Source organism: Verminephrobacter eiseniae EF01-2 (assembly GCF_000015565.1).
Classification (GTDB): domain Bacteria; phylum Pseudomonadota; class Gammaproteobacteria; order Burkholderiales; family Burkholderiaceae_C; genus Acidovorax; species Acidovorax eiseniae.
This window is the reverse complement of sequence record NC_008786.1, coordinates 1,484,656-1,507,162: the sequence shown is the minus strand read 5'-3', so window position 1 is coordinate 1,507,162 and position 22,507 is coordinate 1,484,656. Positions and strand designations below refer to the sequence as shown.

Genomic DNA, 22,507 nt, shown 5'->3' with positions numbered 1-22,507 from the left:
GGTGCTTTCCTTTCGATGTGACAAGGATTACGCTGATGCGCTGATGCGCTGATGCGCTGATGCGCTGATGCGCTGATGCGCTGATGCGCTGATGCGCTGATGCGCTGATGCGCTGATGCGCTGATGCGCTGATGCGCTGATGCGCTGATGCGCTGATGCGCTGATGCGCTGATGCGCTGATGCGCTGATGCGCTGATGCGCTGATGCGCTGATGCGCTGATGCGCTGATGCGCTGATGCGCTGATGCGCTGATGCGCTGATGCGCTGATGCGCTGATGGATGCAGGGGGAGGGCGACGATCACGGGGGCTTTCCTTTTGACGAATGGGCGGTGGATGCAAGAGCCTGTCGGGATTCGTCCGCCGTGGCCAGGGCCACGGCGGACGAGGGTGTCAGCGATGCCCGTCGTCCGTCCGGTGGGCGGCGCAACGGCTTGCGTTGGTGACAATAGTGAAACAAATTTCGCTGAGAGAAATATAGCCCGGCGGCAACCCGTCACCCCAGCCCCTGCTGCCTGGGGGTTTTGTCATGGGTCAAGGTTCGCGCAAAAGTACTGTCTGCGCTTCGCGTTCGCGTTTACGAACGATTCAGACATGGAATCAGGCAACGGCAGGGTACCAGAGTCTGGTGTCACGTCACCGATCATCTGTCTGCATGCGCTGGCCATCGGCATCTGACCGATGACGCGACACGGGCCCGGTCCAGCCATCGAGGCGAGTCGGCCAGCACGCTGACGCACAGCGCCGGCGCCCTTGCTGGCGGCCGGCGATGCGTTGGCCGCCAGACCGAGGGCGGCCTGCGCGGACATCGGTTCATCGGCACCTGCGCCAATCAGGCCAGGCGCGCCCGGTGCCGGGCCAACTGGGCGCGCACCTGCGCCGGCGCTGTGCCCCCCAAGGTGTTGCGTGCGTCCAGCGAGCCACGCAGGCTCAGCACCTGGTACACATCTTTTTCGATCTGCGGATGAAAGCCCTGCAGCACGGCCAGCGGCAACTCCGACAGGTCGCAGGCATGGGTGCTGGCGGCCTTGACGGCCTGGGCCACGGTTTCATGCGCATCGCGAAACGGCAGGCCCTTTCTGACCAGGTAGTCGGCCAGGTCGGTGGCCGTGGCATAGCCCTTGAGCGCGGCCTGCTCCATCGCCGGGGCATTGACGCTGATGCCGCCTTCCTTGTTGCCGGTGGCGGGATCGATCTGACCGGCCAGCATGTCGGCAAAGATGCGCAGCGTGTCTTTCAACGTGTCGACGGTATCGAACAGCGGCTCTTTGTCTTCCTGGTTGTCCTTGTTGTAGGCCAGCGGCTGGCCCTTCATCAGCGTGATCAGGCCCATCAGGTGGCCCACCACGCGCCCGGTCTTGCCACGCGCCAGTTCGGGCACATCGGGGTTCTTTTTCTGCGGCATGATCGACGAGCCGGTGGTGAAACGGTCGGCGATACGGATGAACCCGTAGTTCTGGCTCATCCAGAGGATCAACTCCTCCGACAGGCGGCTCACATGCACCATGCACAGGCTGGCGGCGGCGCTGAACTCGATGGCGAAGTCGCGGTCGCTGACCGCGTCCAGACTGTTCTGGCACAGCCTCGGCGCGCCGTCCGCATCCACCATGCCCAGCGTGCGCGCCACCCGTTCGCGGTCCAGCGGATAGCTGGTGCCGGCCAGCGCCGCGCAGCCCAACGGCAGCATGTTCACGCGCCGGCGCACCTCGGCCATGCGCTCGGCATCGCGGGCAAACATCTCCACGTAGGCCAGCAGATGGTGGCCAAAGCTCACCGGCTGGGCCACCTGCAAGTGGGTGAAGCCGGGCAGGATCAGCGCGACATGTTGCTCGGCCACCTCGACCAGCGCCAGTTGCAGCGCCCGGAGCAGCCCGTCGATCAGATCGATCTCGCCGCGCAGCCACAGCCGCATGTCGGTGGCCACCTGGTCGTTGCGGCTGCGGCCGGTGTGCAAACGCTTGCCGGCGTCGCCCACCAGCGCGATCAGGCGCGCCTCGATATTCAGGTGCAGGTCTTCCAGATCGAGCTTCCAGACAAACCGGCCGGAGCCGATCTCGGCGCTGATCTGTGCCATGCCGCGCTCGATGCTGGCAAGGTCTTCTTCAGAGATCAGCCCCTGGGCGGCGAGCATTTCGGCATGCGCCAGGCTGCCTGCGATATCGGCCTGCCACAGGCGCTGGTCGAAGGACACACTGGCGGTGTAGCGCTTGACCAGATCGCTCATGGGTTCGTCGAACAGCGCGGACCAGGCCTGGGCCTTGGCGTCGAATTGGTTCTGGGCGTGGGGAGTTTTGGACATGGGAAGGGCAATAATCTGGCGCTTCAGACACCCGACAGCCCGGATGCCGCAATGCGAAGCCCGCCCATTTTATCGACACGCCCCGCGTCACCGGATGCCGCCCCGGACCCCGCGCGCGAGGCGCCGGCGCCCCCGGCTCCCCGGCTCCCCCCGGGGCGGACGCTGGTATTCGACGCCTGCCATATCGGCGTCGTGCTGCGGGCCGTGTTGTTCGTGGAACTGGTCATTGGCGTCGATGCCATGTTCGATGCCCACAGCCCGGCGCAGTGGCTGACCAACCTGGCGCTGCTGACCGGCGGCGCGCTACCCGCCACGCTGGTGTGGCTGATCGCCGCCTGTAGCCTCAAAACCGTGCTGGAGCGCCTGAACACAGCGCTGCAATACGCCGCCGGCCTGTTGCTCGGGGCCTTGGCAGGCGCCTATGCCTGCGCCATGCTGGCGTTGGCCGGCGTAACGACGGCGCGCCCCTGGCTGGCCAGCGCTGCCACCGGGGCGCTGCTGGCGGCCCTGCTGGTGACGGCGCTGGTGCTGCGCGCGCGTGGCCGCACGCCGGCGGCCACCACGGCGCGCCTGGTCGAACTGCAATCGCGCATCCGCCCGCACTTTTTGTTCAACACGCTCAACAGCGCCATTGCGCTGGTGCGTGCAGAGCCGGCCAAGGCCGAAGCGCTGCTGGAAAACCTGAGCGAGCTGTTCCGCCATGCGTTGGCGGAACAGGGCGAATCGGTCACCCTGGCCGAAGAGCTCTGTCTGGCGCGCCGCTACCTGGCCATCGAGGAGGTGCGCTTTGGCCAGCGCCTGCAAGTGAAATGGAGCCTGGACCCGCGCAGCGACGCCGCCCGCCTGCCTCCGCTGCTGCTGCAACCGCTGGTGGAAAACGCCGTCAGGCATGGTGTCGAGCCCAGCCCGAACGGCGGCCGGCTGCATGTGCTGACAGCGCTGCGCGGCAGCCGCGTGCTGGTGCGCATCACCAACACCCTGCCGCCCAAGGAAGGCAAGAACGCCAAGGGCCATGGCATCGCGCTGGCCAATGTGCGCGCCCGGCTGGCGCTGCTGCACGATGTGCAAGGCGAATTCAGCGCCGGCGTGCAAGGCGATCTGTACCAGGTCCGCATCACCCTGCCGGCCCCGAAAACGGCCAACGCCACGGCCGCTGCGGCAAAGACCCCGGCACGACCTGCGAAAACCGCAACCCGGGTTTTGTGATCGTCCGAGCCACTGACCGGAGCCGGCGCAAACGACGACCGGATCGGGTCGATCCATGGTGCGGGCCATCGGATGGAGCGTTGCAACAGGGCGCGGCCAGGCCACGCAAGACCCACGGCGGCGAAAGTCATGGAAGCGGCCGTGCCTGCGCGCTCGACGCCCGATGAGCTGCGACCAGCAAATCGTGAAATGCCTGGGCCGCCGGCATCAAGGGCCGTGCGCGGCGCTTGATCACGCCGATGGTTCGCGTGACCTCGGGCTCGACCAGCCGGACGCTCGCCAGCGTTGCACCCTGGCCGCCGCGTATCGCGAAACGCGGCACGGCGCCCACGCCGACACCCGCTTCGATCAGGCTCAGCAACGCCGGCACATGGCGCGCTTCGCACGTCCAGCGAGGGGGGTACGCGACCGTCGAAAGCGCCTGGTCGATCAGCATGCGATTTCCGGTGCCGGGCGGCAGCGTCACGCAGTCATGCTGCGCCAACTCGGCCCATTTGACGCGGCGCTTGCGCGCCAGCGGATGGCCTGGCAGGCAGGCGAGGACAAAGGGCTCCTGCACCAGCCCCTGGAACTCCAGGTCGGGCTCCTGCGCTCCCCAGTAACTGACACCGAAGTCTGCCTCCGAGCGCACCACGGCCAGCAGGATCTCAGTGGCCGTTTCGTCAATGAGGCGCACCCGGATGCGTGGAAATTTGCGCTGAAAAGCCTCGACCGCTCCGGCCAGCAAGTGGGGCACGGACGAAGGCACGCAGGCCACAGTGACCTGCCCGCGCAGTCGGTCTGACATATCGGTCATGCCGAGAAGGGCGTTCTCGAGTTCGCTGAGCACATGTCGGGCCTTCGGAACGAAGCTGCGCCCTATCGCGCTGAGTTCGACTTTGCGTGTCGTGCGCTCGAAAAGCCGGAAACCCATTGCCTGCTCCAACTTTTCGACCCGGCGCGAGAGCGCAGGCTGCGAGATATGCAGCGTTTGCGCTGCGGCCCGAAAGCTGCCGAGGTCCGCCACCGCGACAAAGGCACGCATATCCGAGAGATCGAAATTCATGCGTGGATCGTATCAATCGGCATCTTCTTTGCAATTTACAACGAGGCATGTCTTGCCGATGATTCATCGCCAGGCGCCATCCGATCGGGTCTTCGCGCGCCAACGACACGAGACCAGCCCATCATGAAAATTTCCCTGTGCGGCGCGCTCATCGCGGCGATGGCCCTGCCGCCTCTGGCGGTGGCGGTGGCGGCGCAACCCGTTTACCCGAGCCGGCCGATCACCATGATCGTTCCCTTCTCCGCCGGTGGCGGCACCGACAGCATTGCGCGCGACATGGCCAGGAACATGGCCGATCGCCTGGGGCAGCCGGTCGTCATCGACAACCGCGGCGGGGCGGGCGGCGCCATCGGCGCAGACATGGTCGCCAAGGCCAAGCCGGACGGGTACACGGTGTTATTCGCCACCTCCAGTTTCGCCACGAACGCCGCCATCACGGTCGATCTGCCCTATGACGCCGTCAAGTCTTTCACCCCTGTCGCGATGATAGGCCGTGGGCCTTTGCTGGTGGTCGCGTCCCCGCAGCTCGGCGTCAAGCGCATGGCGGATGTGATCGCGGTCGCGAAGACCCGCCCCGGAGGACTCAATTTCTGTTCTGCGGGCAATGGCAGCATCAATCATCTGGCCGGTGAGATGTTGCGCCAGAAAGCGGGCTTGCAGATGACGCATGTTCCATTCAAGGGCAGCAGCCCGGCCACTGTCGAGTTGCTGTCGGGACGGGTCGATCTGTTCTTCTCCACCGTGCCGACCATCCTGCCGTTCGTGCGCGACGGCAAGCTCCCGGTGCTGGCGGTGACCAGCGCGCAGCGCTCGCCGCTGTTCCCCGGCGTGCCCACGATGGCCGAGGCGGGCATCGCCAGCTTCGATGTCAGCACATGGTGGGGTGTGCTCGCGCCGGCGAAGACGCCCGCAGCCATTGTCGAGGCGCTCAACCGCGCCATCAACGATGCGGCGGCGGCGGAGCCGGTGAAGGGGCGTCTGGTGAGCGAAGGCGCAGACCCCGTGCAGCTCACGCCGGCCGCGTTTGGCCAGGAACTGGGCAAGGAACTCGCGCTCTGGCGCGCGGTGGCCCGCCATCTCGGCATGCCATTGCGTTAAGACAATGGCAGAACCCATGAAACCCGATGCCCTTCGTCCCGTAGTGTCGCGTCACCGATCAGATGTCGTAGGCTGCGCGCAGCCATCGGAGCGCAGCGCAAGGCGCATCGCGCAGCCAATACCAAGCGTATTGGCAAGCGATGCAACGCCGCGATGCGCTTCGATGGCCAGCGCGGACCGACAGATGATCGGTGACGCGACACTAGCCTGCCGGGGCCGGCGTCGGTTCATCGGCACCGGCATGGCCGCAACCGTCTGTGCCGCAGCCGGCAGCGCCCGGGCCAGGGATGACGACCCCGCCAGACCGGTCACCGTGGTCGTTCCCTACGCGCCTAGTGTCGCGTCACGGATCAGATGTCGTAGGCTGCGCGCAGCCATCGGAGCGCAGCGCAAGGCGCATCGCTTGCCCATACCGAGCTGTATTGGCAAGCGATGCAACGCCGCGATGCACTTCGATGGCCAGCGCAGACCGACAGATGATCGGTGACGCGACACTAGCGGGCAGGGCGACATGTTCGCTCGCCTGCGCCAATCACTCGTTCATCCTGTTGAGGCTCTCTCATGAAAATCGTCGTTCTTCCCGGCGATGGCATCGGCCCCGAGATCATGGCCGTCGCGGTCCGGGTGCTCGAAGCCGCATCGAAACGCTTCCAGCTCGACCTGGAGATCGGCCATGACATCGCCGGCCACGCAAGCCTGCAGCGGCATGGCGCCACCGTGACGCCGGCCCTGTTGGAGAAGGTCAAAGCCGCCGACGGGCTGATGCTTGGCCCCATGGCCACCTACGATTTCAAGGACGAGGCCAAAGGCGAGATCAATCCGTCGAAGTTCTTTCGCAAGGAACTGGATCTCTACGCCAACATCCGGCCGGCGCGAACCTTTCCGGGCATGGCCCATCGCGTGGGCGAATTCAACCTCGCCGTGGTGCGCGAGAACACCGAAGGCTTCTACGCCGACCGCAACATCGAGTCCGGCTCCAGCGAAATGCTCATCACGCCGGACACCGTCATCTCGCTGCGCCGAATCACGCGCCTGTGCTGCGAGCGCATCGCGCGCTCGGCCTTCGATCTGGCCAGGACACGCGCCAGGCATGTGAGCATCGTGCACAAGGCCAATGTGCTGAAGATCGGCGACGGCATGTTCGTCGACATCTGCCGCCAGGTGGCGCGGGAATTTCCGCAGGTGAGGGTCGATGACTTCATCGTCGACGCGATGATGGCGCATGTGGTGCGCGCGCCGCAACGCTTCGACGTGATCGTCACGACCAACATGTTCGGCGACATCTTGTCAGACCTCACGGCCGAGCTGTCCGGGAGTCTCGGGCTGGGCGGTTCGCTGAATGCCGGCAAAGACCACGCCATGGGGCAGGCGGTGCACGGGTCTGCGCCGGACATTGCCGGGCGCAACATCGCGAATCCATACTCGCTCATCCTGTCTGCCGGCCAGTTGCTCGGCTGGCACGGACAGCGCAAGAACCTGCCGGCCTTTGCGCTGGCAGCCAGGGCCATCGACGAGACGGCGACGGCGGCGCTACAGGCGCGCGAAGGAACGCGCGATGCCGGCGGCGAGTTGGGCACCGCCGAAGCCGGGCAGTCCTTCGTGCGGCGCCTGCTGGAGGGCCGGTGCCGATGAGCGATCGGATCACTTTGCAGATGCCGCAAAACGCGTGCGACTGCCACACGCATGTCGTCGGCCCCCGCAGCCGGTATCCAATGGCCGAGGGCCGACGCTACACGCCGGGCCTGGCACCGCACGGCGCGCTGCTGGCGCACCTGGTGTCGTGTCACCGATCAGATGTCGCAGGCTGCGTGCCGCCATCGGAGCGCAGCGCAAGGCGCAGCGCGCGGCCGATACCGAGATGTATTGGCAAGCGATGCAACGCCGCGATGCGCTTCGATGGCCAGCGCAGACCGACAGATGACCGGTGACGCGACACTAGGCTTTCCGGGAGGGTCGGAAAGGCCGCCATCGGCATGGCGGCAACGGGCATGGTTCGTGCCCCCTTTCAGTCCAGCGTGATGCCGGACGACTTGGCAATGTCGCGCCATGTGGCTGCGTCACGCCCGATGGTCTGAGAAAACTTTCCGGGGCCATCTCCGACCGGCTCCGCCATTTGCCGAACGAGAAAGTCGCGCATGTTCCGGCGGCCGAGCGCTGCTTTGACGCCTCGACTGATCTTTTCGACGACCGGAGCAGGGGTTCCCCGTGGGGCGCAGAGACCGACCCATCCCGTGTAACCCATGTCCGCAAGCCCTTGTTCGGCAAGCGTGGGCACTGAGGGAATTTGCGGCAGCCGTTGCGCCGTCCCGACGGCCAAGCCCTTGACCCGACCCGCCTCGACCAGGGGCAAGGCCGAGATGATGGCGTCCATCATCACGCTGACCCGGCCGCCGGCCAGGTCCGGGTAGGCCGCAGCAGACCCCTTGTAGGGGATGTGCTGCATCTCCAGCCCATTCCTGGTTGCCATGGCGGCGCCCGCCAGATGCGGGGTCGTTCCATTGCCACTGGATGCGTAGTTGTGCTTGCCAGGCTCGCGTTTTGCCAGGCTGATGAACTCTTTCAGGCTGCCCGCTGGAACCTGGGGTGCAGCGACCCAGATCGTCGGCGTGTTTGCGATATGGGCAATCGGGGCGAAATCTTGGATGCGGTAGCCCAGTTTGGGATACACGGCGGTCGCAACGGCCAGGTTGCCCGTCGAGCAAATCAACAGCGTGTAGCCATCGGGCGCAGCCTGCGCAACCACGCCGGCGCCGACCGTGCCGCCCGCGCCAGCGCGGTTGTCGATGACGACGGATTGACCCAGTTCTTCGCCCAATGCCGGCGCGAGAAGGCGTGCAACGCTGTCATTGCCGCCGCCAGCGGAAAACGGCACCACCAGCGTGATGGGCTTGGTGGGCCAGTCTGGTGCCGCCAAGGCCAAGCCGGAGCACGAGAGAAAAGCCAGACCGGCGATGACGATGGAAGATATATGTTTCATGGATTTGCCCATCGATGGCACGCCGCGATGTCTGGATGCAACCTGGGCATCAACCCTGCAACCAGGCGGGCTTGCGCTTGTTCAGGAACGACTGCACGCCCTCCTTGCCCTCGCTGCTGGCCCGGATCTCGGCAATGCCCTGCACCGTGGCCGCGATCAGGTGCTCGTCGATCGCGCGCCCGGCCACATCGCGCAGCAGTTTCTTGCACGCGCGCGCGGCGCCGGGGCCGGCGCTGGTCAGGGCCGCGAGCAGCGCATCGACCTTGGCATCCAGCGCCTGGGCGCTCACCACCTCATGCACCAGGCCGATGCGCAGGGCCTCGGCCGCGCCAAAGCGCTCGGCCGTGAGGAAGTAGCGATGCGCCGCCCGTGCGCCGATGGCGCGGATCACATAGGGGCTGATGGTGGCGGGGATCAGCCCGAGCCGGACCTCGCTCAGGCAAAAACCCGCCGTATCCACGGCCACCGCGATATCGCACGCCGCCACCAGACCCATTCCGCCGGCGTACACATCGCCCTGCACGCGGGCCAGGGTCGGCTGGGGGCATTCGTGGATCACGCGCAGCATTTCGGCCAGCCTGGCCGCGTCGGCCAGGCTCTCGTCGCGCGTGTAGTCGGCCACGCGGCGCATCCAGTTCAGGTTGGCGCCGGCGCAGAACGCCGGGCCGCGTGCGGCCAGCACCACGGCGCGTATGTCGGCGCGGCCACCCGCTTCGATGAAGGCGGCGGTGAGCTCGGCAATGACTTCATCGCTGAACGCATTGCGGATTTCCGGCTGCGTGAGCGTGATGCGCGCCACGGCGCCTTCGTAGCTGATTTGCAGATGGTTGCGGTCCATGGTGTGCTCCTGGCTTGTGCCTGTGCTCCTGGCTCGTGCCGCGCACCGGCAGCGGCGCGGTCGGGCGCGCCATGTCATTTTTCACTGCCTCTGCCGCCCACGGTCCTAGTGTCGCGTCACCGATCATCTGTCGGTCTGCGCTGGCCATCGAAGCGCATCGCGGCGTTGCATCGCTTGCCAATACAGCTCGGTATGGGCTGCGCGATGCGCCTTGCGCTGCGCTCCGATGGCTGCGCGCAGCCTACGACATCTGATCGGTGACGCGACACTCGCATCTCGCAGCGTGTCGCGGGGATGTTAGCCGATGGCTGCCTCCATTGCGTTTGGCTTCACCGGCCCCGGTACAACCAGGGCATGTCCAGCAGCCGCTGGCCCAACAGCCGCAGCGCCAGGTCGCGCGCCCAGCGCAGCGCTCCGGTGGCGTGAAAGATGCGGCCGTTGCGGGTCGAGCGCGCCTGCACGCGGGCATTGCGCTGCCAGCGCTCGAGCGCGTAGCGGCGCAGGCGCTGCGGCACGGCCAGATGCGCCTGCGCCAGCGCGCGCTCGAGCGCGGCGGCGTCTTCGATGGCCATGCCCGCGCCCTGGGCCAGGTAAGGGCGCATCGGGTGGGCCGCGTCGCCGAGCAGCCCCACCAGGCCGCGCGCCATCGCGTCGGCGGCGGGCACCGGGGGGCGGTCGCACAGCGGCCACAGACGCCACAGCGGGCCGTCGCTGGCGCCCCCGGTGGCGCTGACGCTGCGCACCAGGTCTTGCAGCGCGGGGCAGGTGCGGCGCAGCGCCCGTTCCAGATCGGCTGCGTTGGCGGCCTGGTCCCAGCGCTCCAGGTCTTGCGGTGCCGGGCCTTGCACGATGACCACCAGGTTTTGCAGTTCGCCCCGGCGCACCGGGTAGTGCACGGCATGCAGTTGCGGGCCGAGCCAGACGGTGATCTGGCCGGTGCGCAGCGCATCGGGCAGCGCCGCCTGCGGCACCAGCGCGCGGTAGGCCAGGTGGCCCGTCACGCGCGGGGCCACTGCCTGCGGCAGTCGGGGATCGACATCCAGCAGACGTGGATCGACGCCCGGCAGGCGCGGGTCGGCGCCCAGCAGCCAGGTGCGCGTGCGGCTCCACAGGCCATCGGCGCCGATCAGCGCATCGCCCGTCACCGCCCGGGCGCGGCTGGTGTGCACCGTGACGCGGCCGTCGGCCTCGGCAAAGCGCTCGACGGCCTGCGCCAGGTGCAACTGCGTGCCGGTGTCCCGGGCCAGCGCCGCCAGCAGCAGGCCATGCAGGTCGGCGCGGTGGATGGTGGCGTAGGCGGCGCCATAGCGTTGCAGCGCCGTCGGGCCTAGCGGCAGCACGGCCAGTTCCTTGCCACTGTCGGCGCTGCGCACCTGCAAGCGGCCGGGGAACGCGGCCACCGATTGCAACGGCTGCTGCAAGCCCCAGGCCTGCAGGCAGCGCACCCCATTGGGCCCGAGTTGCACGCCAGCGCCGATCTCGCTGAACTCGGCGGCGCGTTCGTACAAGCGCACATCCCACCCCGCGCGCGCCGCGCCCAGGGCTGCGGCCAGACCGCCAATGCCACCGCCGGCCACCAATAGCTGTTTTTTCATGCGCCTCATTGTGCTGTGCTGTGCTGTGCCTGGGCTGGCGCGCGCCCCCTGGTTTGCCGCAGTGGCCAATGAATCTCCCGGGTCCTCCCCGTCTCTGTCAGACGGGCCTGACCGAAGCGCCTGTCAGCCTGTCAGCCTGTCAGCCTGTCAGCCTGTCAGAAGGGCCTGACGGGCAGGTCGGTCGGCGGGCCTGTCAGACGGGTCTGCCGAGGGGGTCAGGCACTACCTGAAACCTGTGCGCCAGCGCTTCGGGCGGCATCGGGCGGCCGAAGTGGTAGCCCTGGAATGTCTGGCAGCCATGGTGCTGCAAAAACTCCAGTTGCGCCCGGGTCTCCACCCCTTCGGCCACCACGGCCAGGCCCAGGCTCTGGGCCAGGGCCAGGATGCTGCGCACGATGGCGCCGTCGCCGGCGTCGGCGGGCAGGTCGCGCACAAAGCTGCGGTCGATCTTGATCTGGTCCAGCGGCAGGCGTTTGAGCTGGCTCAGCGACGAGTAGCCGGTGCCGAAGTCGTCGAGCGCGAAGCCCAGGCCGTGGCAGCGCAGTTGCTGCATGCGCGCGATGATGTCCTGCACGTCGTTCAGCAGCAGGCTTTCGGTGAGCTCTATGGTCAGGCGCTCGGGGTTGGCGCCGCTGGCCTCCAGCGTGGCCAGCAACTGCTGCACGAAATCGGCCTGGCGGAACTGCCGCACGCTGACGTTCACCGACAGGGAGAACGCCCGCGTGAGCGCGCTGCGCGACCAGGCCACCAACTGTGCGCAGGCGGTCTCCAACACCCATTGGCCCAGCGGCAGGATCAGGCCCGTTTGCTCGGCCAGCGGGGTGAATTCGGCCGGCGGCATCAGCCCCCGCTGCGGGTGGTTCCAGCGCACCAGGGCTTCGGCGCCTTGCAGGCGGCCCTGGCCATCGACCATGGGCTGGTAGTGCAGCACCAGTTCCCGCTGTTGCAGGCCCCGGCGCAGGTCGGCCTCCAGCGCGCTGCGGTGGCTGGCGGCGGCCTGCATCTCGGGGTCGAAAAAGCGCTGGGTGTTGCGCCCTGCGGCCTTGGCCTGGTACATCGCCAGGTCGGCCTGTTTGAGCAGTTCGTCCACGCGGCAAGCCTGCGGGCCGAACAGCGCGATGCCGATGCTCGGCGTGCTGTGGTGGACGGCCCCGCCCAGCGCATAGGGCTGGCCCAGGCTGGCGGCGATGTGCTTGGCCACCTGCGCGGCTTCGGCGCTGGCCTGGGCCGCAGCGGCGCTCAGCCCGGCGAGCAGCACCACGAATTCGTCGCCGCCGAAGCGGGCCACCGTGTCGACCTCGCGCACACAGGCTTTCAGGCGCTGCGCCGCCTGCTGCAGCAGGTGGTCGCCGGCGTCGTGGCCCAGGGTGTCGTTGAGGCTTTTGAAGTTGTCCAGGTCGATGAACAGCAGCGCGCCCTGGGTGTTCGAGCGCGTGACCGCCACCGTGGCGTGCTGCAGGCGGTCGAGCAGCAGGCGCCGGTTGGGCAGGCCGGTCAGCGCGTCGTAGAACGCCAGGCGTTCGATCTGGCCCTCGGCCTGTTTGCGTCCGGTGATGTCGCGGCCCACGCCCCGGTAGCCGCGCGGTGTGCCGTCGGCGCCCTGCACCGGCACGCCGCTGACGCTGATCCAGTGCATGCTGCCATCGGCGCGCCGGCGTTGCAGCTCCAGGTCGCGAAACGGTTGCTGCGCGGCCAGCACGGCGCGGTGCGCGGCCCAGTCGGCCTCGGTCATGTTCAGTGCGCCGATCTCCCAGCGCGTGCGCCCGAGCACGGCCGATAGCGGCATGCCGTTGACGCTCAGGTCGCCGGCCAGTTGGGTGAAGCGGCCCTGCGCGTCGTGCTCCCAGTACCAGTCGGACGACAGGTCGCTCAGCGAGCGAAAGCGCGCCTCGCTGTCGCGCAGTTGGTTTTCCACGCGCAGGTAGTCGCTGACATCGGCAAAGGTGCGCACCTGGCTGCCGTCGGCCAGCGCATTGGTGCGCACCTCCAGCGTGCGGCCATCGCGCGTGGTGCGCCAGTAGATGGCCGGGGCCGAGTCCCGGCCGCCCTGGGCCAGGTAGTCCTGCCCGAGCGGGCCCACCAGGCCGTAGTCGGGGCCAAAGTCGCCGCGCTCGGCCTGCAGGCGGGTCAGTTCGGCCAGCGTGGGGCGGTTGGCCAGCAGCGATTCGGGCAGGTCCAGCAGGTCCAGCGCGCGCTGGTTGTAGACGCTGATGCGGCCGTCCGGCCCGGTCTTGAAGATGCCTTGGCTGATGCTGGCCAGCGTGGCTTGCAAGGCCGCGCGCTGCTCTTGCAGCAGCGCCAACATGCGCGCCGACGGGTTCGGGGCGCCGGGCGCCTGCGCGGCCAGGCGCTGTCGCAGCAGCGCGGCCAGGCGCTGCATCAGTTCAGCCAGATGGGCCTGGCCATCCGCAGCCCGCAGCAGATAGTCGCCCAGCCCGTCGCGGAAGGCGCGCGCGGCCAGGGCTTCTTGCGCGGCGTCCAGGCACAGCAGCACCGGGTGGGTGGCGCATGGTTCGCGCAGATCGGGCAGTTCCCGGGCTGCCGGGTCCAGGCACAGCACCATCGCGTCCCAGGCCCGGCTGGCCTGCCCGGGCGCGGGGCTGTGCAGCAGGCGCCAGCCCGGGTGCTGCGCGCTGATCAATTGCTGCGCTGCGGCCGCATGCTGCGTGTCGCAGTCCACCCACAAGATGGCGGCGGTCTTCATGGCCCGGCCTGGGGTTGCGGCATTTTGCCCGGCCGGTGCGCGCAGGCGAACACCTCCATCGGCACCGGCCGGCCGAACAGATAGCCCTGAAACCCTTCGCAGCCATGCAGTTGCAGGAACGACAACTGTCCGGTGGTCTCGACCCCTTCGGCCACCACTTGCAGGTCCAGGCTCTTGGCCAGCGCCAGGATGGTGCGCACGATGGCCGCGTCGTTCGGGTCGGCCAGCACCTCGCGCACGAAGCTCTGGTCGATCTTGATCTGGTCCAGCGGCAGGCGCTTGAGGTAACTCAGGCTGGAGTAGCCGGTGCCGAAGTCGTCCAGCGCAAAGCCCACGCCTTCGCTCTTGAGCTGCGCCATGCGGGCGATGGTGTCTTCGATGTCGCCCAGCAGCAGGCTTTCGGTCAGCTCCAGCTTGAGTCTGCGCGGGTCGGCGCCGTGGCTTTTGAGCTGGTGCAGCACCTGCGCGACAAAGCCCGGTTGCCGAAATTGCCGGGCGCTGACGTTCACCGAGATCGACAGCCCGGCGGTGTCCGGGTGCTGGCTCCAGCGCTGCAACTGCGCGCAGGCGGTTTGCAGCACATACTGGCCCAGCGGCAGGATCAGCCCGGTCTGCTCGGCCAGCGGGATGAAGTCTGCCGGGCCGATCATGCCGCGCTGCGGGTGGCGCCAGCGCACCAGGGCTTCGGCGCCCATCAGGCGCGCCTGGTGATCGACCACCGGCTGGTAGTACACCAGCAGTTCGGCGCGCGCCAGGCCCTGGCGCAGGTCGGCCTCCAGGTTGGAGCGGGCGTTGACGGCGGCCTGCATGTCCGGGTCGAAGAAGCGCTGGGTGTTGCGCCCTGCGGCCTTGGCCTGGTACAGCGCCAGGTCGGCGCGCTTGAGCAGTTCGTCGACCGACAGGCGCTGCTCGCCAAACAGCGTCACGCCGATGCTCAGCGTGCTGTAGTGCTGGCCGCCGTCGAGCGCGAAGGGCTGGTTCAGGCTGGCCAGCAGTTTGTCGGCCACCATTTCGGCCTGCGCGGTGGCGGTGCGCAGGTCGGGGGCCAGGGCTTCGAGCATGACGACGAATTCGTCGCCGCCGAAGCGGGCCACGGTGTCGGCGGCGCGCACGCTGGCCACCAGGCGGGTGGCGACCTGCGCCAGCAGTTGGTCGCCCATGTCGTGGCCCAGGGTGTCGTTGAGGTCTTTGAAGTTGTCCAGGTCGATGAACAGCAGCGCGCCCAGTTTGTGCGTGCGCTGGCAGGTGGCGATGCTGCGTTGCAGCCGGTCGAGCAGCAGGCGCCGGTTGGGCAGGCCGGTCAGCGCGTCGTAGAACGCCAGGCGCTCGATCTCCTGCGCTGCGCGCTTGCGCTCGGTGATGTCGCGGCATACGCCGAGCACGCCGGTGACGCGGCCATGCAGGTCGCGGATGGGGGTCTTGATGGTCTCGAACCGGCCCTGGTAGCCATCCTCGGCAAAGGTCAGGGTCTCTTCGTAGACCAGTGGCTGCCGGGTCTGCATCGCGCGTTGGTCGTTCTGGCGAAACTGCCGGGCCTGGGCGGGCGTGGTCAGGTCGAAGTCGTTGCGGCCCACGATCTGGTGTTCGGGCCGGCCGATGAAGCGCTCGAACACCGGGTTGACGGACAGGTAGACGCCGTCGGCATCCTTGAGGAACACCATGTCGGGCATGGCGCTGACCACCCGGGCCAGGCGGCTTTCGCTCTCGCGCAGGCGGCTCTCGGCCTCCTGGATGCGGGCAAAGGGGCGGCGTATGCCGGCATCGAACACCGCCTGGTACAGCAGCGCGTAGGCGATCACCCGCAACCCGTGGGCCAGCGGGCTGGCGACCGAGCCGTGCACGCCCAGGGCACCGACGGTGATCTCGCCACAGGCAAAGGCCATGGTCGCCCAGGCAAGAATGCGCTCACGCGGCTGATCGTTGCGGCGGGCGCTGCGTTGCAGCACGGTGGCGGCCACGATCAGAGCCAACGCCAGCGCCAGCGCCAGCGGTTGGTGCAAGGCGCTGCCGGCGACCTGGGCAAACCAGCCGGGCAGCGGCCCCAGCGACAAGCCCACGATCGCCAGCGTGATCGCGCACGCCACGGCCAGCCAGGTTCTGCCCAGGCCCGGTGCCGACAGCCGCATGGCGGTGAACCACAGCGTGATCACCTCGGCCACCCGCGCCCAACTGCTCAGCCACAGTGAGATGTCGGCGCTGCCGGCCAGCAGAGGCGGATGCGCCGCGTCGAAGTGGAGCAGCATTCCGTGCAGCAGATTGCAGGCCGCCGCCACGCCAAAACCGGCCACCAGCACGTTGGCCCGCGCCTGCTCCTGCCTCTCGAATGTGCGCAGCGACACCGACACCACCAGCAGCCCGAGCAGAACCGCCACCAGTTCCATAAAAGGCTCCAGCCCATGCAGCACATCCACGCCAGCGCTCAGACGCTGCGCCAGCGGCAGCAGCACCAGCGCCAGCACCGCTGCCGCCACCGTGACGACGGGCGCATCGGACAGCGGCTCGCGCACCGGCCTGAGCGGCGTGCGCACGGGTTTGGACGGCTCGCGCGCTGGCTCGAGACTGGACGGCAGGGACATATGGGAAGGGTGTGGCGGGTGTGTCGACGACGGTTGCCGCGCCGCGCCGCGCGCCTCGACGCGCAGGGCAATGCTCAGTCTTGCAATAGCTGGCGCAGCACATAGGGCAGTATGCCCCCGGCCTGGTAGTAGTCGACCTCGATCGGGGTATCGATGCGCAGCGTCACGGCCACCTGCTGGCGCGTGCCGTCCGCGCGGTGGATGACCAGTTGCGCCTGGCTTTGCGGCCTGAGCGCCGGGTCCGGCAGCACATCGATGACTTCATCGCCTGCCAAGCCCAGCGTCTGCCACGAATCACCGGCCTGGAACTGCAGCGGCAACACCCCCATGCCCACCAGATTGGCGCGGTGGATGCGCTCGAAGCTGCGCGCCACCACGGCCTCGATGCCCAGCAACCGCGTGCCCTTGGCCGCCCAGTCGCGGCTGGAGCCGGTGCCGTATTCCTCGCCGGCAAAGATCACCGTGGGCCGGCCCTGGGCCTGGTACTGCATGGCGGCGTCGAAGATCGACAGCTTGTGGCCGCGCAACGCGCCATCGCCCTGGAACAGCGTCAGGCCGCCCTCCTCGCGCGCACCGTCGGCGCCGGGGGGCAGCATCAGGTTCTTGATGCGCACATTGGCAAAGCTGCCGCGCATCATCACCTCGTGGTGGCCCCGGCGGGCGCCGTAGCTGTTGAAGTCGGCCTGCAACACGCCATGCTGCAGCAGCCACTGGCCAGCGGGCGAGTGCGCGTCGATGGCGCCTGCCGGCGAGATATGGTCGGTGGTGATCGAATCGCCAAACAGCGCCATGATGCGCGCGCCATGCACTGCCGGCGCCAGGGCGACCGGTTCATCTCCACCCGCAGCTACTTTTTTGATAGCGAAATCGGCAAAGAAAGGCGGCTCGGCGATATAGGTGCTGGCAGGCCAGCGGTAGGTCTTGCTGTCCACGCCCTCGATCTGTTGCCAGAGCAGGCCGGGGTCGGTGGCGATCCGGGCGTAGCTGGCGCGCAAGGCCGGGCCGTTCATCGCGAACTGCATGAGTTGCCCGATTTCTTCGCTGCTCGGCCAGATGTCGCCCAGATAGATGTCGCGCCCGCCCCGGCCTTGGCCCACGGGCTCGGTCATCAAGTCCTTGAGCACCGTGCCGGCGATGGCGTAGGCGACCACCAGCGGCGGGCTGGCCAGAAAGTTGGCCTTGAGGTTCGGGTGGATGCGCGCCTCGAAATTGCGGTTGCCCGACAGCACGGACGCGCACACCAGTTGGTGGCGCGTGATGGCCTCGTTGAGCTCGGGCGCCAAGTCGCCGGCATTGCCGATGCAGGTGGTGCAGCCATAGCCGACGAGCGCAAAGCCGAGCTGCTCCAGATACGGCAGCAGACCCGTCTGCGCCAGGTATTCGGTGACGATGCGCGAGCCGGGCGCCAGCGAGGTCTTGATATGCGGCTGCACCACCAGCCCCGCCGCCACCGCCTTTTTGGCCAGCAGCCCGGCGGCCAGCAACACGCCGGGGTTGGAGGTGTTGGTGCAACTGGTGATGGCGGCGATCAGCACATCACCGTTGCCCACGGTGATGCCCCGATCACCGTTGCCGGCGCTGCTGCCCTGCGCGCCGTCGCGCCGGAGCGCGACGCGCTGGTGCAGCAGCCCGGCCGGGCGATTGAAGCCGTTGTGCGCATCGGGCTGGCTGAACAGCCGGGCAAACTGGCGGCTGACCTGGCCCAGTTCGATGCGGTCCTGCGGCCGCTTGGGGCCTGCCAGGCTGGGCGTGACGCTGCCCAGGTCCAGCCGGACCACCTGCGAATAGTCCAGTTCGCCGGCCAGCGGCACGCCAAACAGCCCCTGGGCCTTGAAGTAGGCCTCGAAGACTTCGATCTCGTCCTGGCTGCGGCCCGTGCCCTGGAAGTAAGCGATGGTTTTTTCGTCGACCGGGAAGAAGCCCATCGTGGCGCCGTACTCGGGCGCCATGTTGGCGATGGTGGCGCGGTCGGGCAGCGCCAGCGTGCGCGTGCCGGCGCCGAAGAACTCGACGAACTTGCCCACCACCTTGTGCTGGCGCAGCAGTTCGGTGACAGTGAGCACCAGATCGGTGGCCGTGACCCCCTCGCGCAGTTGGCCCGCCAGTTCCACGCCCACCACATCGGGCGTGAGAAAGTACACCGGCTGGCCCAGCATCGCGGCCTCGGCCTCGATGCCGCCCACGCCCCAGCCGACCACGCCGATGCCGTTGATCATCGTGGTGTGGCTGTCGGTGCCGACCAGCGTATCGGGATAATGAATGCCGTCTCCGGTCTGATGCACGCCGCGCGCCAGATACTCCAGATTGACTTGGTGCACGATGCCGAAGCCCGGCGGCACCACGCCCAGACGGTCAAAGGCTTGCATGCCCCATTTCATGAACTCGTAGCGCTCGCGGTTGCGCTGGAATTCGAGCTTCATGTTCAGATCGAGCGCATCCTTGCGGCCGTAATGATCGACCATGATGGAGTGGTCGACCACCAAATCCACCGGCACCAGCGGCTCGATTTTCTGCGGGTTTTGCCCCAACCGCAGGGCCTGGCTGCGCATCGCGGCCAGGTCGGCCAGCAGCGGCACGCCGGTGAAGTCTTGCAATACCACGCGCGCAACGACGAACGCAATTTCATCCTTGCGCTCGGCCCGGGGCGCCCAACAGGCCAATTGCCGCACATGCTCGGCAGTGATCTTGCGGCCATCGCAGTTGCGCAGCACCGATTCGAGCACGATGCGGATCGATATCGGCAAGCGCCCGATGGCGGGAAACTGCCGGGCCAGCGCGGGCAGACTATAGAATCGGCCCTCTTTGCCCGACGCCGCTTTGAAAACCCGCAGCAGATCGGCAAACGCGTGCCGGGCGGGCGCGGGCGCAGTGGGCGGCTTGGACGGTAAGGTCATGGAGAACTCCTGTAGCGGCATTCATTTTGGCAGTCTCCCCGCAAACGGTGCAAGCCTGGGGTCATGCGGCCAGATCATGAAAAAAGCCCGCAGATGCGGGCTTTTTTCATGGCCTCATGGCCGGGTGCAGGCACCCGGTTACAGGTGTGGCGGATTTAGATCGCGAATTTCGCGCGATCCTCGTTTTGAATCCACTTGGGCGCTTTGCCACGGCCGGTCCAGGTCTGGCCCGTCGCAGGCTCACGGTACTTGGGCGCCACCTTGGTGCCGCGGCTGGCGCGAGCACCCGGTATCCTGCCGCCGGACAGGAACTTGCTGGTGGGGAATATGTCTCTGGCAGTCAACCCATATTCGGCCACCAACGCACGGACCTGGCTCACCGCGTTCGCCAGTTCATTACGTCGGGCTTCATTGATTTGCTGCTCGAGCGCTTCGCGCTGCATCAGGAGTTCTTTGTAGCTGGTCATGGTGCTTGGGTTTCAGTTGGTAGTTGATGACGGGGCGATTATACGAATAATTCGGAGCGCCATGCAAGCGCAAAGAATTTTCATCAGGGAACGCCACAGATAACGCGCTGCGCCGCATATCCCGTGAATCCGGCGGCCCCGATGAATACGCCGCCCCGGTGGTATTCAAGGCGGACAGCCCCGGCCGGCCTGGCGCCTCGGGAATCCCGGGCCGGAAAATGCCCCCTGTTTGCGGCAGCAGAAAACGCGCCGGCATATGGGCCGGCTCCTGCCCGGGTGCGGCAATGGCGCAACACCCGCCGCGCCCCATGGGATCATCGGGGCAGAAAATACCCGCTTCCATTACACGACACAAGCATGCCCCATGGCTCTTTACTGTATCGGCGACATCCAGGGCTGCGATGAAGCCCTGGGGCGCCTGCTCGATGGCATCGGTTTTTCTGCCAGCCGGGACACGGCCTACCTGCTCGGCGACCTGGTCAACCGGGGCCCGGACTCGGCTGCCGTGCTGCGCCGCTGCATGCGCCATGGCGCCGCCATCGGCTGCCTGCTGGGCAACCATGACCTGCATCTGCTGGCCGTGGCGCAGGGTGTGCGCCAGCCCGCGCGCCGCGACACCTTGGCCAGCGTGCTGCAGGCCCCCGACCGCGCGGCCTTGCTGGCCTGGCTGCGCCAGCAGCCCCTGGCCCGCGTGCACGAACATGCCGGGCAGCAGTTGCTGATGGTGCATGCCGGCGTGCTGCCCGACTGGTCCGTCGCCGACACCCTGGCCCGCGCGGACGAAGTCCACGCGCTGCTGCGCAGCGCCGAGCTGCCGGCCTTCATGCACGCGCTGTTTGGCAACCAGCCCGAGCGCTGGAGCGGGGCGTTGACCGGCGGCGATCGGCTGCGGGTGATCGTCAATGCGCTCACCCGGCTGCGCTTTTGCTCGGCCAGCGGCCGGATGGACTTTGCCAGCACGGACAGCGCCACGCCGCCGCCGGGCCTGATGCCGTGGTTCGATGTGCCCGGGCGGCGCACCGCAGGCCAGTTGACGGCCTTCGGGCATTGGTCGACGCTGGGCTGGATCGAGCGCAGCGACCTGCTGGGGCTGGACACCGGCTGCGTTTGGGGCGGCTGCCTGAGCGCCGTGCGCTTTGGCGCGACGCTGGCGCAGCGCGAGCGGTTGCAGGTGCGCTGCGCGCCGCTCTGAGCGCGTGCCGGCCGGCCTGATGACGGGGCCTGATTACGGCGCCGGGCTTTCGGGCGGAGCCGCCTTGAACAGGGCCGCCAGATGGCGCTTGGGCTTGATGTTGGCCGACAGGCTGCCGCGCACGGGCGGCCGGGCGACGGACTCCCAGGCCGAGGGGGCGGTGGCCGCCGCGCTGTCGGGTTCGTAGGGTTTGGCGAAAAACGGGTCCTGCGCAGCCGGCGCCGCAGACATGCCCCGGGAGGGTTCGCGGCGCTCGCGCGTGGCCGGGCTGCCGGTGTCGCACGGATGGCCCGTCTCATCGTCCTGGCGCCATGCGCGGCGGCCGTCGTTGATGCGTCCGCGGGGGCGGTCTTCGTCGTATTCGATGGCTTCGAGGTCGGTCTTTTTGCCGATCAGCTTTTCGATGTCGGCCACCAGCCGCGCATCGCTGCCCGAGACCAGCGTGACGGCCAAGCCCGAGGCGCCGGCGCGGCCGGTGCGGCCGATGCGGTGCACATAGTCTTCGGCGTTGAAGGGCACGTCGAAATTGAACACCGCAGGCACGTCCTTGATGTCCAGGCCGCGCGCGGCCACGTCGGTGCACACCAGCAGGTCCACGTCACCGCTTTTGAAGGCTTGCAGCGCCTTCAAGCGTTCGTCCTGGCTTCTGTCGCCATGCAGGGCAGCCGTCCTGAGCCCTTCGCGCTCCAGGCTGCGCGCCAGCCGGGCGCAGCCGAGCTTGCTGTTGACGAAGATGAACGCCTGCTTGAGGCCGCGCGTGCGTAGCACCTGGTGGATGGCGCGGCGCTTGTCGTCGTCGTTGGCGCTGTAAAAGCGCTGCTCGACCGTCGCCGCCGTGGCATTCGGGCGCGCCACTTCGATGGTCACGGGCTGGTGCAGGTAGCTGCTGGCCAGGCGCCTGATCTCGGGCGAGAAGGTGGCGCTGAACAGCAGCGTGGTGCGCTCCTTGGGCAGGTAGCTCAGGATGCGTTGCAGGTCGGGCAGGAAGCCGATGTCGAGCATGCGGTCGGCTTCGTCGAGCACCACGTATTCCACCTGGTTGAGCACCGCGTTCTTGGCCTCGATATGGTCGAGCAGGCGCCCGGGCGTGGCCACCAGCACTTCCACGCCTTTTTTCAATTCGAGGGTCTGGGGCTTCATGTCGATGCCGCCAAACACCACGGTGCTGCGCAGTTTGGTGTGCCGCGCGTACAGCGCGATCTGCCGGGCCACCTGGTCGGCCAGCTCGCGCGTGGGCAGCAGCACCAGCGCCCGCACCGGGTGGCGCGCGGGGGATGCGGAACTGCTCTCGTGCCGCAGCAGGCGCTGCAACAGCGGCAGCGAGAACGCCGCCGTCTTGCCGGTGCCGGTCTGGGCGGCGCCCATCACGTCTTGGCCGGTCAGCACCACCGGAATGGCTTGCGCCTGTATCGGCGTCATGGCCGTGTAGCCCATTTCGGCCACGGCGCGCGCCAGCGGCTCGGCCAGCATCAGATTGGAGAAGGAACTTGTCATTGGGTCGGCTATTGTCGCACCAGTGCGCGCAGCGGCTTTTTTTGCCTTTTTTCGTGCCGGCAAGGCCGGCATATACGATGCTTTCGATAGCGCAAGGCGCACAGCAAGGCGCACATTTTGCTCG

19 protein-coding genes are annotated in these 22,507 nt (G+C 67.8%); 5 read left to right on the top strand and 14 right to left on the bottom strand.

Going from position 1 to position 22,507, the window contains the following annotated elements; all coding sequences use genetic code 11:
- Positions 1-27: 27 nt before the first annotated feature.
- Both VEIS_RS28360 and argH read right to left on the bottom strand, forming a co-directional pair.
- On the bottom strand, positions 28-303 hold the full coding sequence (locus VEIS_RS28360; RefSeq protein WP_049773835.1) for a hypothetical protein: 276 nt from the start codon (positions 301-303) through the stop codon (positions 28-30).
- A 527-nt stretch (positions 304-830) separates the two neighbouring features.
- Positions 831-2,297, bottom strand: coding sequence for an argininosuccinate lyase (gene argH / locus VEIS_RS06610; protein WP_011809131.1), 1,467 nt, complete (start codon positions 2,295-2,297; stop codon positions 831-833).
- A 51-nt stretch (positions 2,298-2,348) separates the two neighbouring features.
- Here argH and VEIS_RS06605 point away from each other — a divergent pair, with 51 nt between their 5' ends.
- A complete protein-coding gene (locus tag VEIS_RS06605; protein ID WP_011809130.1) occupies positions 2,349-3,503 on the top strand; it encodes a sensor histidine kinase in 1,155 nt (384 codons plus the stop codon).
- A gap of 127 nt (positions 3,504-3,630) precedes the next feature.
- Here the strand turns inward: VEIS_RS06605 and VEIS_RS06600 are convergent, their stop codons facing one another.
- Complete coding sequence (locus VEIS_RS06600; RefSeq protein ID WP_011809129.1) at positions 3,631-4,548, bottom strand: LysR family transcriptional regulator; 918 nt, start codon at positions 4,546-4,548, stop codon at positions 3,631-3,633.
- 123 nt (positions 4,549-4,671) lie between these two features.
- Between VEIS_RS06600 and VEIS_RS06595 the strand changes: the two genes are divergently transcribed.
- Positions 4,672-5,646, top strand: coding sequence for a tripartite tricarboxylate transporter substrate binding protein (locus VEIS_RS06595; RefSeq protein WP_041949858.1), 975 nt, complete (start codon positions 4,672-4,674; stop codon positions 5,644-5,646).
- On the opposite strand, the gene VEIS_RS25685 is transcribed toward VEIS_RS06595, so the two are convergent.
- Together VEIS_RS25685 and VEIS_RS27590 are read right to left on the bottom strand one after the other, a co-directional pair.
- Positions 5,643-5,849, bottom strand: a complete 207-nt coding sequence (locus VEIS_RS25685) for a hypothetical protein (RefSeq protein WP_157048422.1) — start codon at positions 5,847-5,849, stop codon at positions 5,643-5,645. The genes VEIS_RS06595 and VEIS_RS25685 overlap by 4 nt on opposite strands.
- 121 nt (positions 5,850-5,970) lie before the next feature.
- On the bottom strand, positions 5,971-6,159 hold the full coding sequence (locus VEIS_RS27590; RefSeq protein WP_232287863.1) for a hypothetical protein: 189 nt from the start codon (positions 6,157-6,159) through the stop codon (positions 5,971-5,973).
- Between the two features lie 48 nt (positions 6,160-6,207).
- Here VEIS_RS27590 and VEIS_RS06590 point away from each other — a divergent pair, with 48 nt between their 5' ends.
- Positions 6,208-7,278: an isocitrate/isopropylmalate dehydrogenase family protein gene (locus VEIS_RS06590; RefSeq protein WP_011809126.1), complete on the top strand. Its 1,071-nt coding sequence runs from the start codon at positions 6,208-6,210 to the stop codon at positions 7,276-7,278.
- 151 nt (positions 7,279-7,429) lie between these two features.
- Here the strand turns inward: VEIS_RS06590 and VEIS_RS28355 are convergent, their stop codons facing one another.
- The 3 genes from VEIS_RS28355 to VEIS_RS06580 form a co-directional block, all read right to left on the bottom strand.
- A complete protein-coding gene (locus tag VEIS_RS28355; protein WP_157048421.1) occupies positions 7,430-7,582 on the bottom strand; it encodes a hypothetical protein in 153 nt (50 codons plus the stop codon).
- 69 nt (positions 7,583-7,651) lie between these two features.
- Positions 7,652-8,623: a Bug family tripartite tricarboxylate transporter substrate binding protein gene (locus VEIS_RS06585; protein WP_157048420.1), complete on the bottom strand. Its 972-nt coding sequence runs from the start codon at positions 8,621-8,623 to the stop codon at positions 7,652-7,654.
- A gap of 49 nt (positions 8,624-8,672) precedes the next feature.
- Positions 8,673-9,461: an enoyl-CoA hydratase/isomerase family protein gene (locus VEIS_RS06580; RefSeq protein WP_041949857.1), complete on the bottom strand. Its 789-nt coding sequence runs from the start codon at positions 9,459-9,461 to the stop codon at positions 8,673-8,675.
- 108 nt (positions 9,462-9,569) lie between these two features.
- Here VEIS_RS06580 and VEIS_RS27585 point away from each other — a divergent pair, with 108 nt between their 5' ends.
- A complete protein-coding gene (locus VEIS_RS27585) occupies positions 9,570-9,722 on the top strand; it encodes a hypothetical protein (protein ID WP_157048417.1) in 153 nt (50 codons plus the stop codon).
- Positions 9,723-9,790: 68 nt separating this feature from the next.
- Here the strand turns inward: VEIS_RS27585 and VEIS_RS06575 are convergent, their stop codons facing one another.
- The 5 genes from VEIS_RS06575 to VEIS_RS06555 form a co-directional block, all read right to left on the bottom strand.
- Positions 9,791-11,056 carry an FAD-dependent monooxygenase gene (locus VEIS_RS06575; RefSeq protein WP_041949856.1) on the bottom strand — a complete coding sequence of 422 codons (1,266 nt, stop codon included), beginning with the start codon at positions 11,054-11,056 and terminating at the stop codon, positions 9,791-9,793.
- A gap of 193 nt (positions 11,057-11,249) precedes the next feature.
- Complete coding sequence (locus VEIS_RS06570) at positions 11,250-13,760, bottom strand: putative bifunctional diguanylate cyclase/phosphodiesterase (RefSeq protein WP_011809121.1); 2,511 nt, start codon at positions 13,758-13,760, stop codon at positions 11,250-11,252.
- Positions 13,757-16,141, bottom strand: coding sequence for a bifunctional diguanylate cyclase/phosphodiesterase (locus VEIS_RS06565; RefSeq protein ID WP_407831855.1), 2,385 nt, complete (start codon positions 16,139-16,141; stop codon positions 13,757-13,759). The genes VEIS_RS06570 and VEIS_RS06565 overlap by 4 nt, the downstream gene beginning before the upstream one ends.
- Positions 16,142-16,410: 269 nt before the next feature.
- A complete protein-coding gene (gene acnA, locus VEIS_RS06560) occupies positions 16,411-19,230 on the bottom strand; it encodes an aconitate hydratase AcnA (protein ID WP_011809119.1) in 2,820 nt (939 codons plus the stop codon).
- 155 nt (positions 19,231-19,385) lie between these two features.
- Positions 19,386-19,697, bottom strand: a complete 312-nt coding sequence (locus VEIS_RS06555; protein WP_041949855.1) for an H-NS histone family protein — start codon at positions 19,695-19,697, stop codon at positions 19,386-19,388.
- A gap of 364 nt (positions 19,698-20,061) precedes the next feature.
- On the opposite strand from VEIS_RS06555, the gene VEIS_RS06550 reads away from it, so the two are divergent.
- The gene (locus VEIS_RS06550; protein ID WP_011809117.1) at positions 20,062-20,889 is read left to right on the top strand and encodes a symmetrical bis(5'-nucleosyl)-tetraphosphatase; all 828 of its coding nucleotides are present in this window, start codon (positions 20,062-20,064) and stop codon (positions 20,887-20,889) included.
- 33 nt (positions 20,890-20,922) lie between these two features.
- On the opposite strand, the gene VEIS_RS06545 is transcribed toward VEIS_RS06550, so the two are convergent.
- A complete protein-coding gene (locus VEIS_RS06545) occupies positions 20,923-22,383 on the bottom strand; it encodes a DEAD/DEAH box helicase (protein WP_011809116.1) in 1,461 nt (486 codons plus the stop codon).
- Between the last annotated feature and the right edge of the window lie 124 nt (positions 22,384-22,507).

Excerpts from the sequence above, each read along its gene's own strand:
- argH (WP_011809131.1), bottom strand. The coding sequence starts at position 2,297 with ATGTCCAAAACTCCCCACGCCCAGAACCAATTCGACGCCAAGGCCCAG.
- VEIS_RS06605 (WP_011809130.1), top strand. The coding sequence starts at position 2,349 with ATGCGAAGCCCGCCCATTTTATCGACACGCCCCGCGTCACCGGATGCC.
- VEIS_RS06600 (WP_011809129.1), bottom strand. The coding sequence starts at position 4,548 with ATGAATTTCGATCTCTCGGATATGCGTGCCTTTGTCGCGGTGGCGGAC.
- VEIS_RS06595 (WP_041949858.1), top strand. The coding sequence starts at position 4,672 with ATGAAAATTTCCCTGTGCGGCGCGCTCATCGCGGCGATGGCCCTGCCG.
- VEIS_RS27590 (WP_232287863.1), bottom strand. The coding sequence starts at position 6,159 with ATGTCGCCCTGCCCGCTAGTGTCGCGTCACCGATCATCTGTCGGTCTG.
- VEIS_RS06590 (WP_011809126.1), top strand. The coding sequence starts at position 6,208 with ATGAAAATCGTCGTTCTTCCCGGCGATGGCATCGGCCCCGAGATCATG.
- VEIS_RS06585 (WP_157048420.1), bottom strand. The coding sequence starts at position 8,623 with ATGAAACATATATCTTCCATCGTCATCGCCGGTCTGGCTTTTCTCTCG.
- VEIS_RS06580 (WP_041949857.1), bottom strand. The coding sequence starts at position 9,461 with ATGGACCGCAACCATCTGCAAATCAGCTACGAAGGCGCCGTGGCGCGC.
- VEIS_RS06575 (WP_041949856.1), bottom strand. The coding sequence starts at position 11,056 with ATGAAAAAACAGCTATTGGTGGCCGGCGGTGGCATTGGCGGTCTGGCC.
- VEIS_RS06570 (WP_011809121.1), bottom strand. The coding sequence starts at position 13,760 with ATGAAGACCGCCGCCATCTTGTGGGTGGACTGCGACACGCAGCATGCG.
- VEIS_RS06565 (WP_407831855.1), bottom strand. The coding sequence starts at position 16,141 with ATGGAACTGGTGGCGGTTCTGCTCGGGCTGCTGGTGGTGTCGGTGTCG.
- acnA (WP_011809119.1), bottom strand. The coding sequence starts at position 19,230 with ATGACCTTACCGTCCAAGCCGCCCACTGCGCCCGCGCCCGCCCGGCAC.
- VEIS_RS06555 (WP_041949855.1), bottom strand. The coding sequence starts at position 19,697 with ATGACCAGCTACAAAGAACTCCTGATGCAGCGCGAAGCGCTCGAGCAG.
- VEIS_RS06550 (WP_011809117.1), top strand. The coding sequence starts at position 20,062 with ATGGCTCTTTACTGTATCGGCGACATCCAGGGCTGCGATGAAGCCCTG.
- VEIS_RS06545 (WP_011809116.1), bottom strand. The coding sequence starts at position 22,383 with ATGACAAGTTCCTTCTCCAATCTGATGCTGGCCGAGCCGCTGGCGCGC.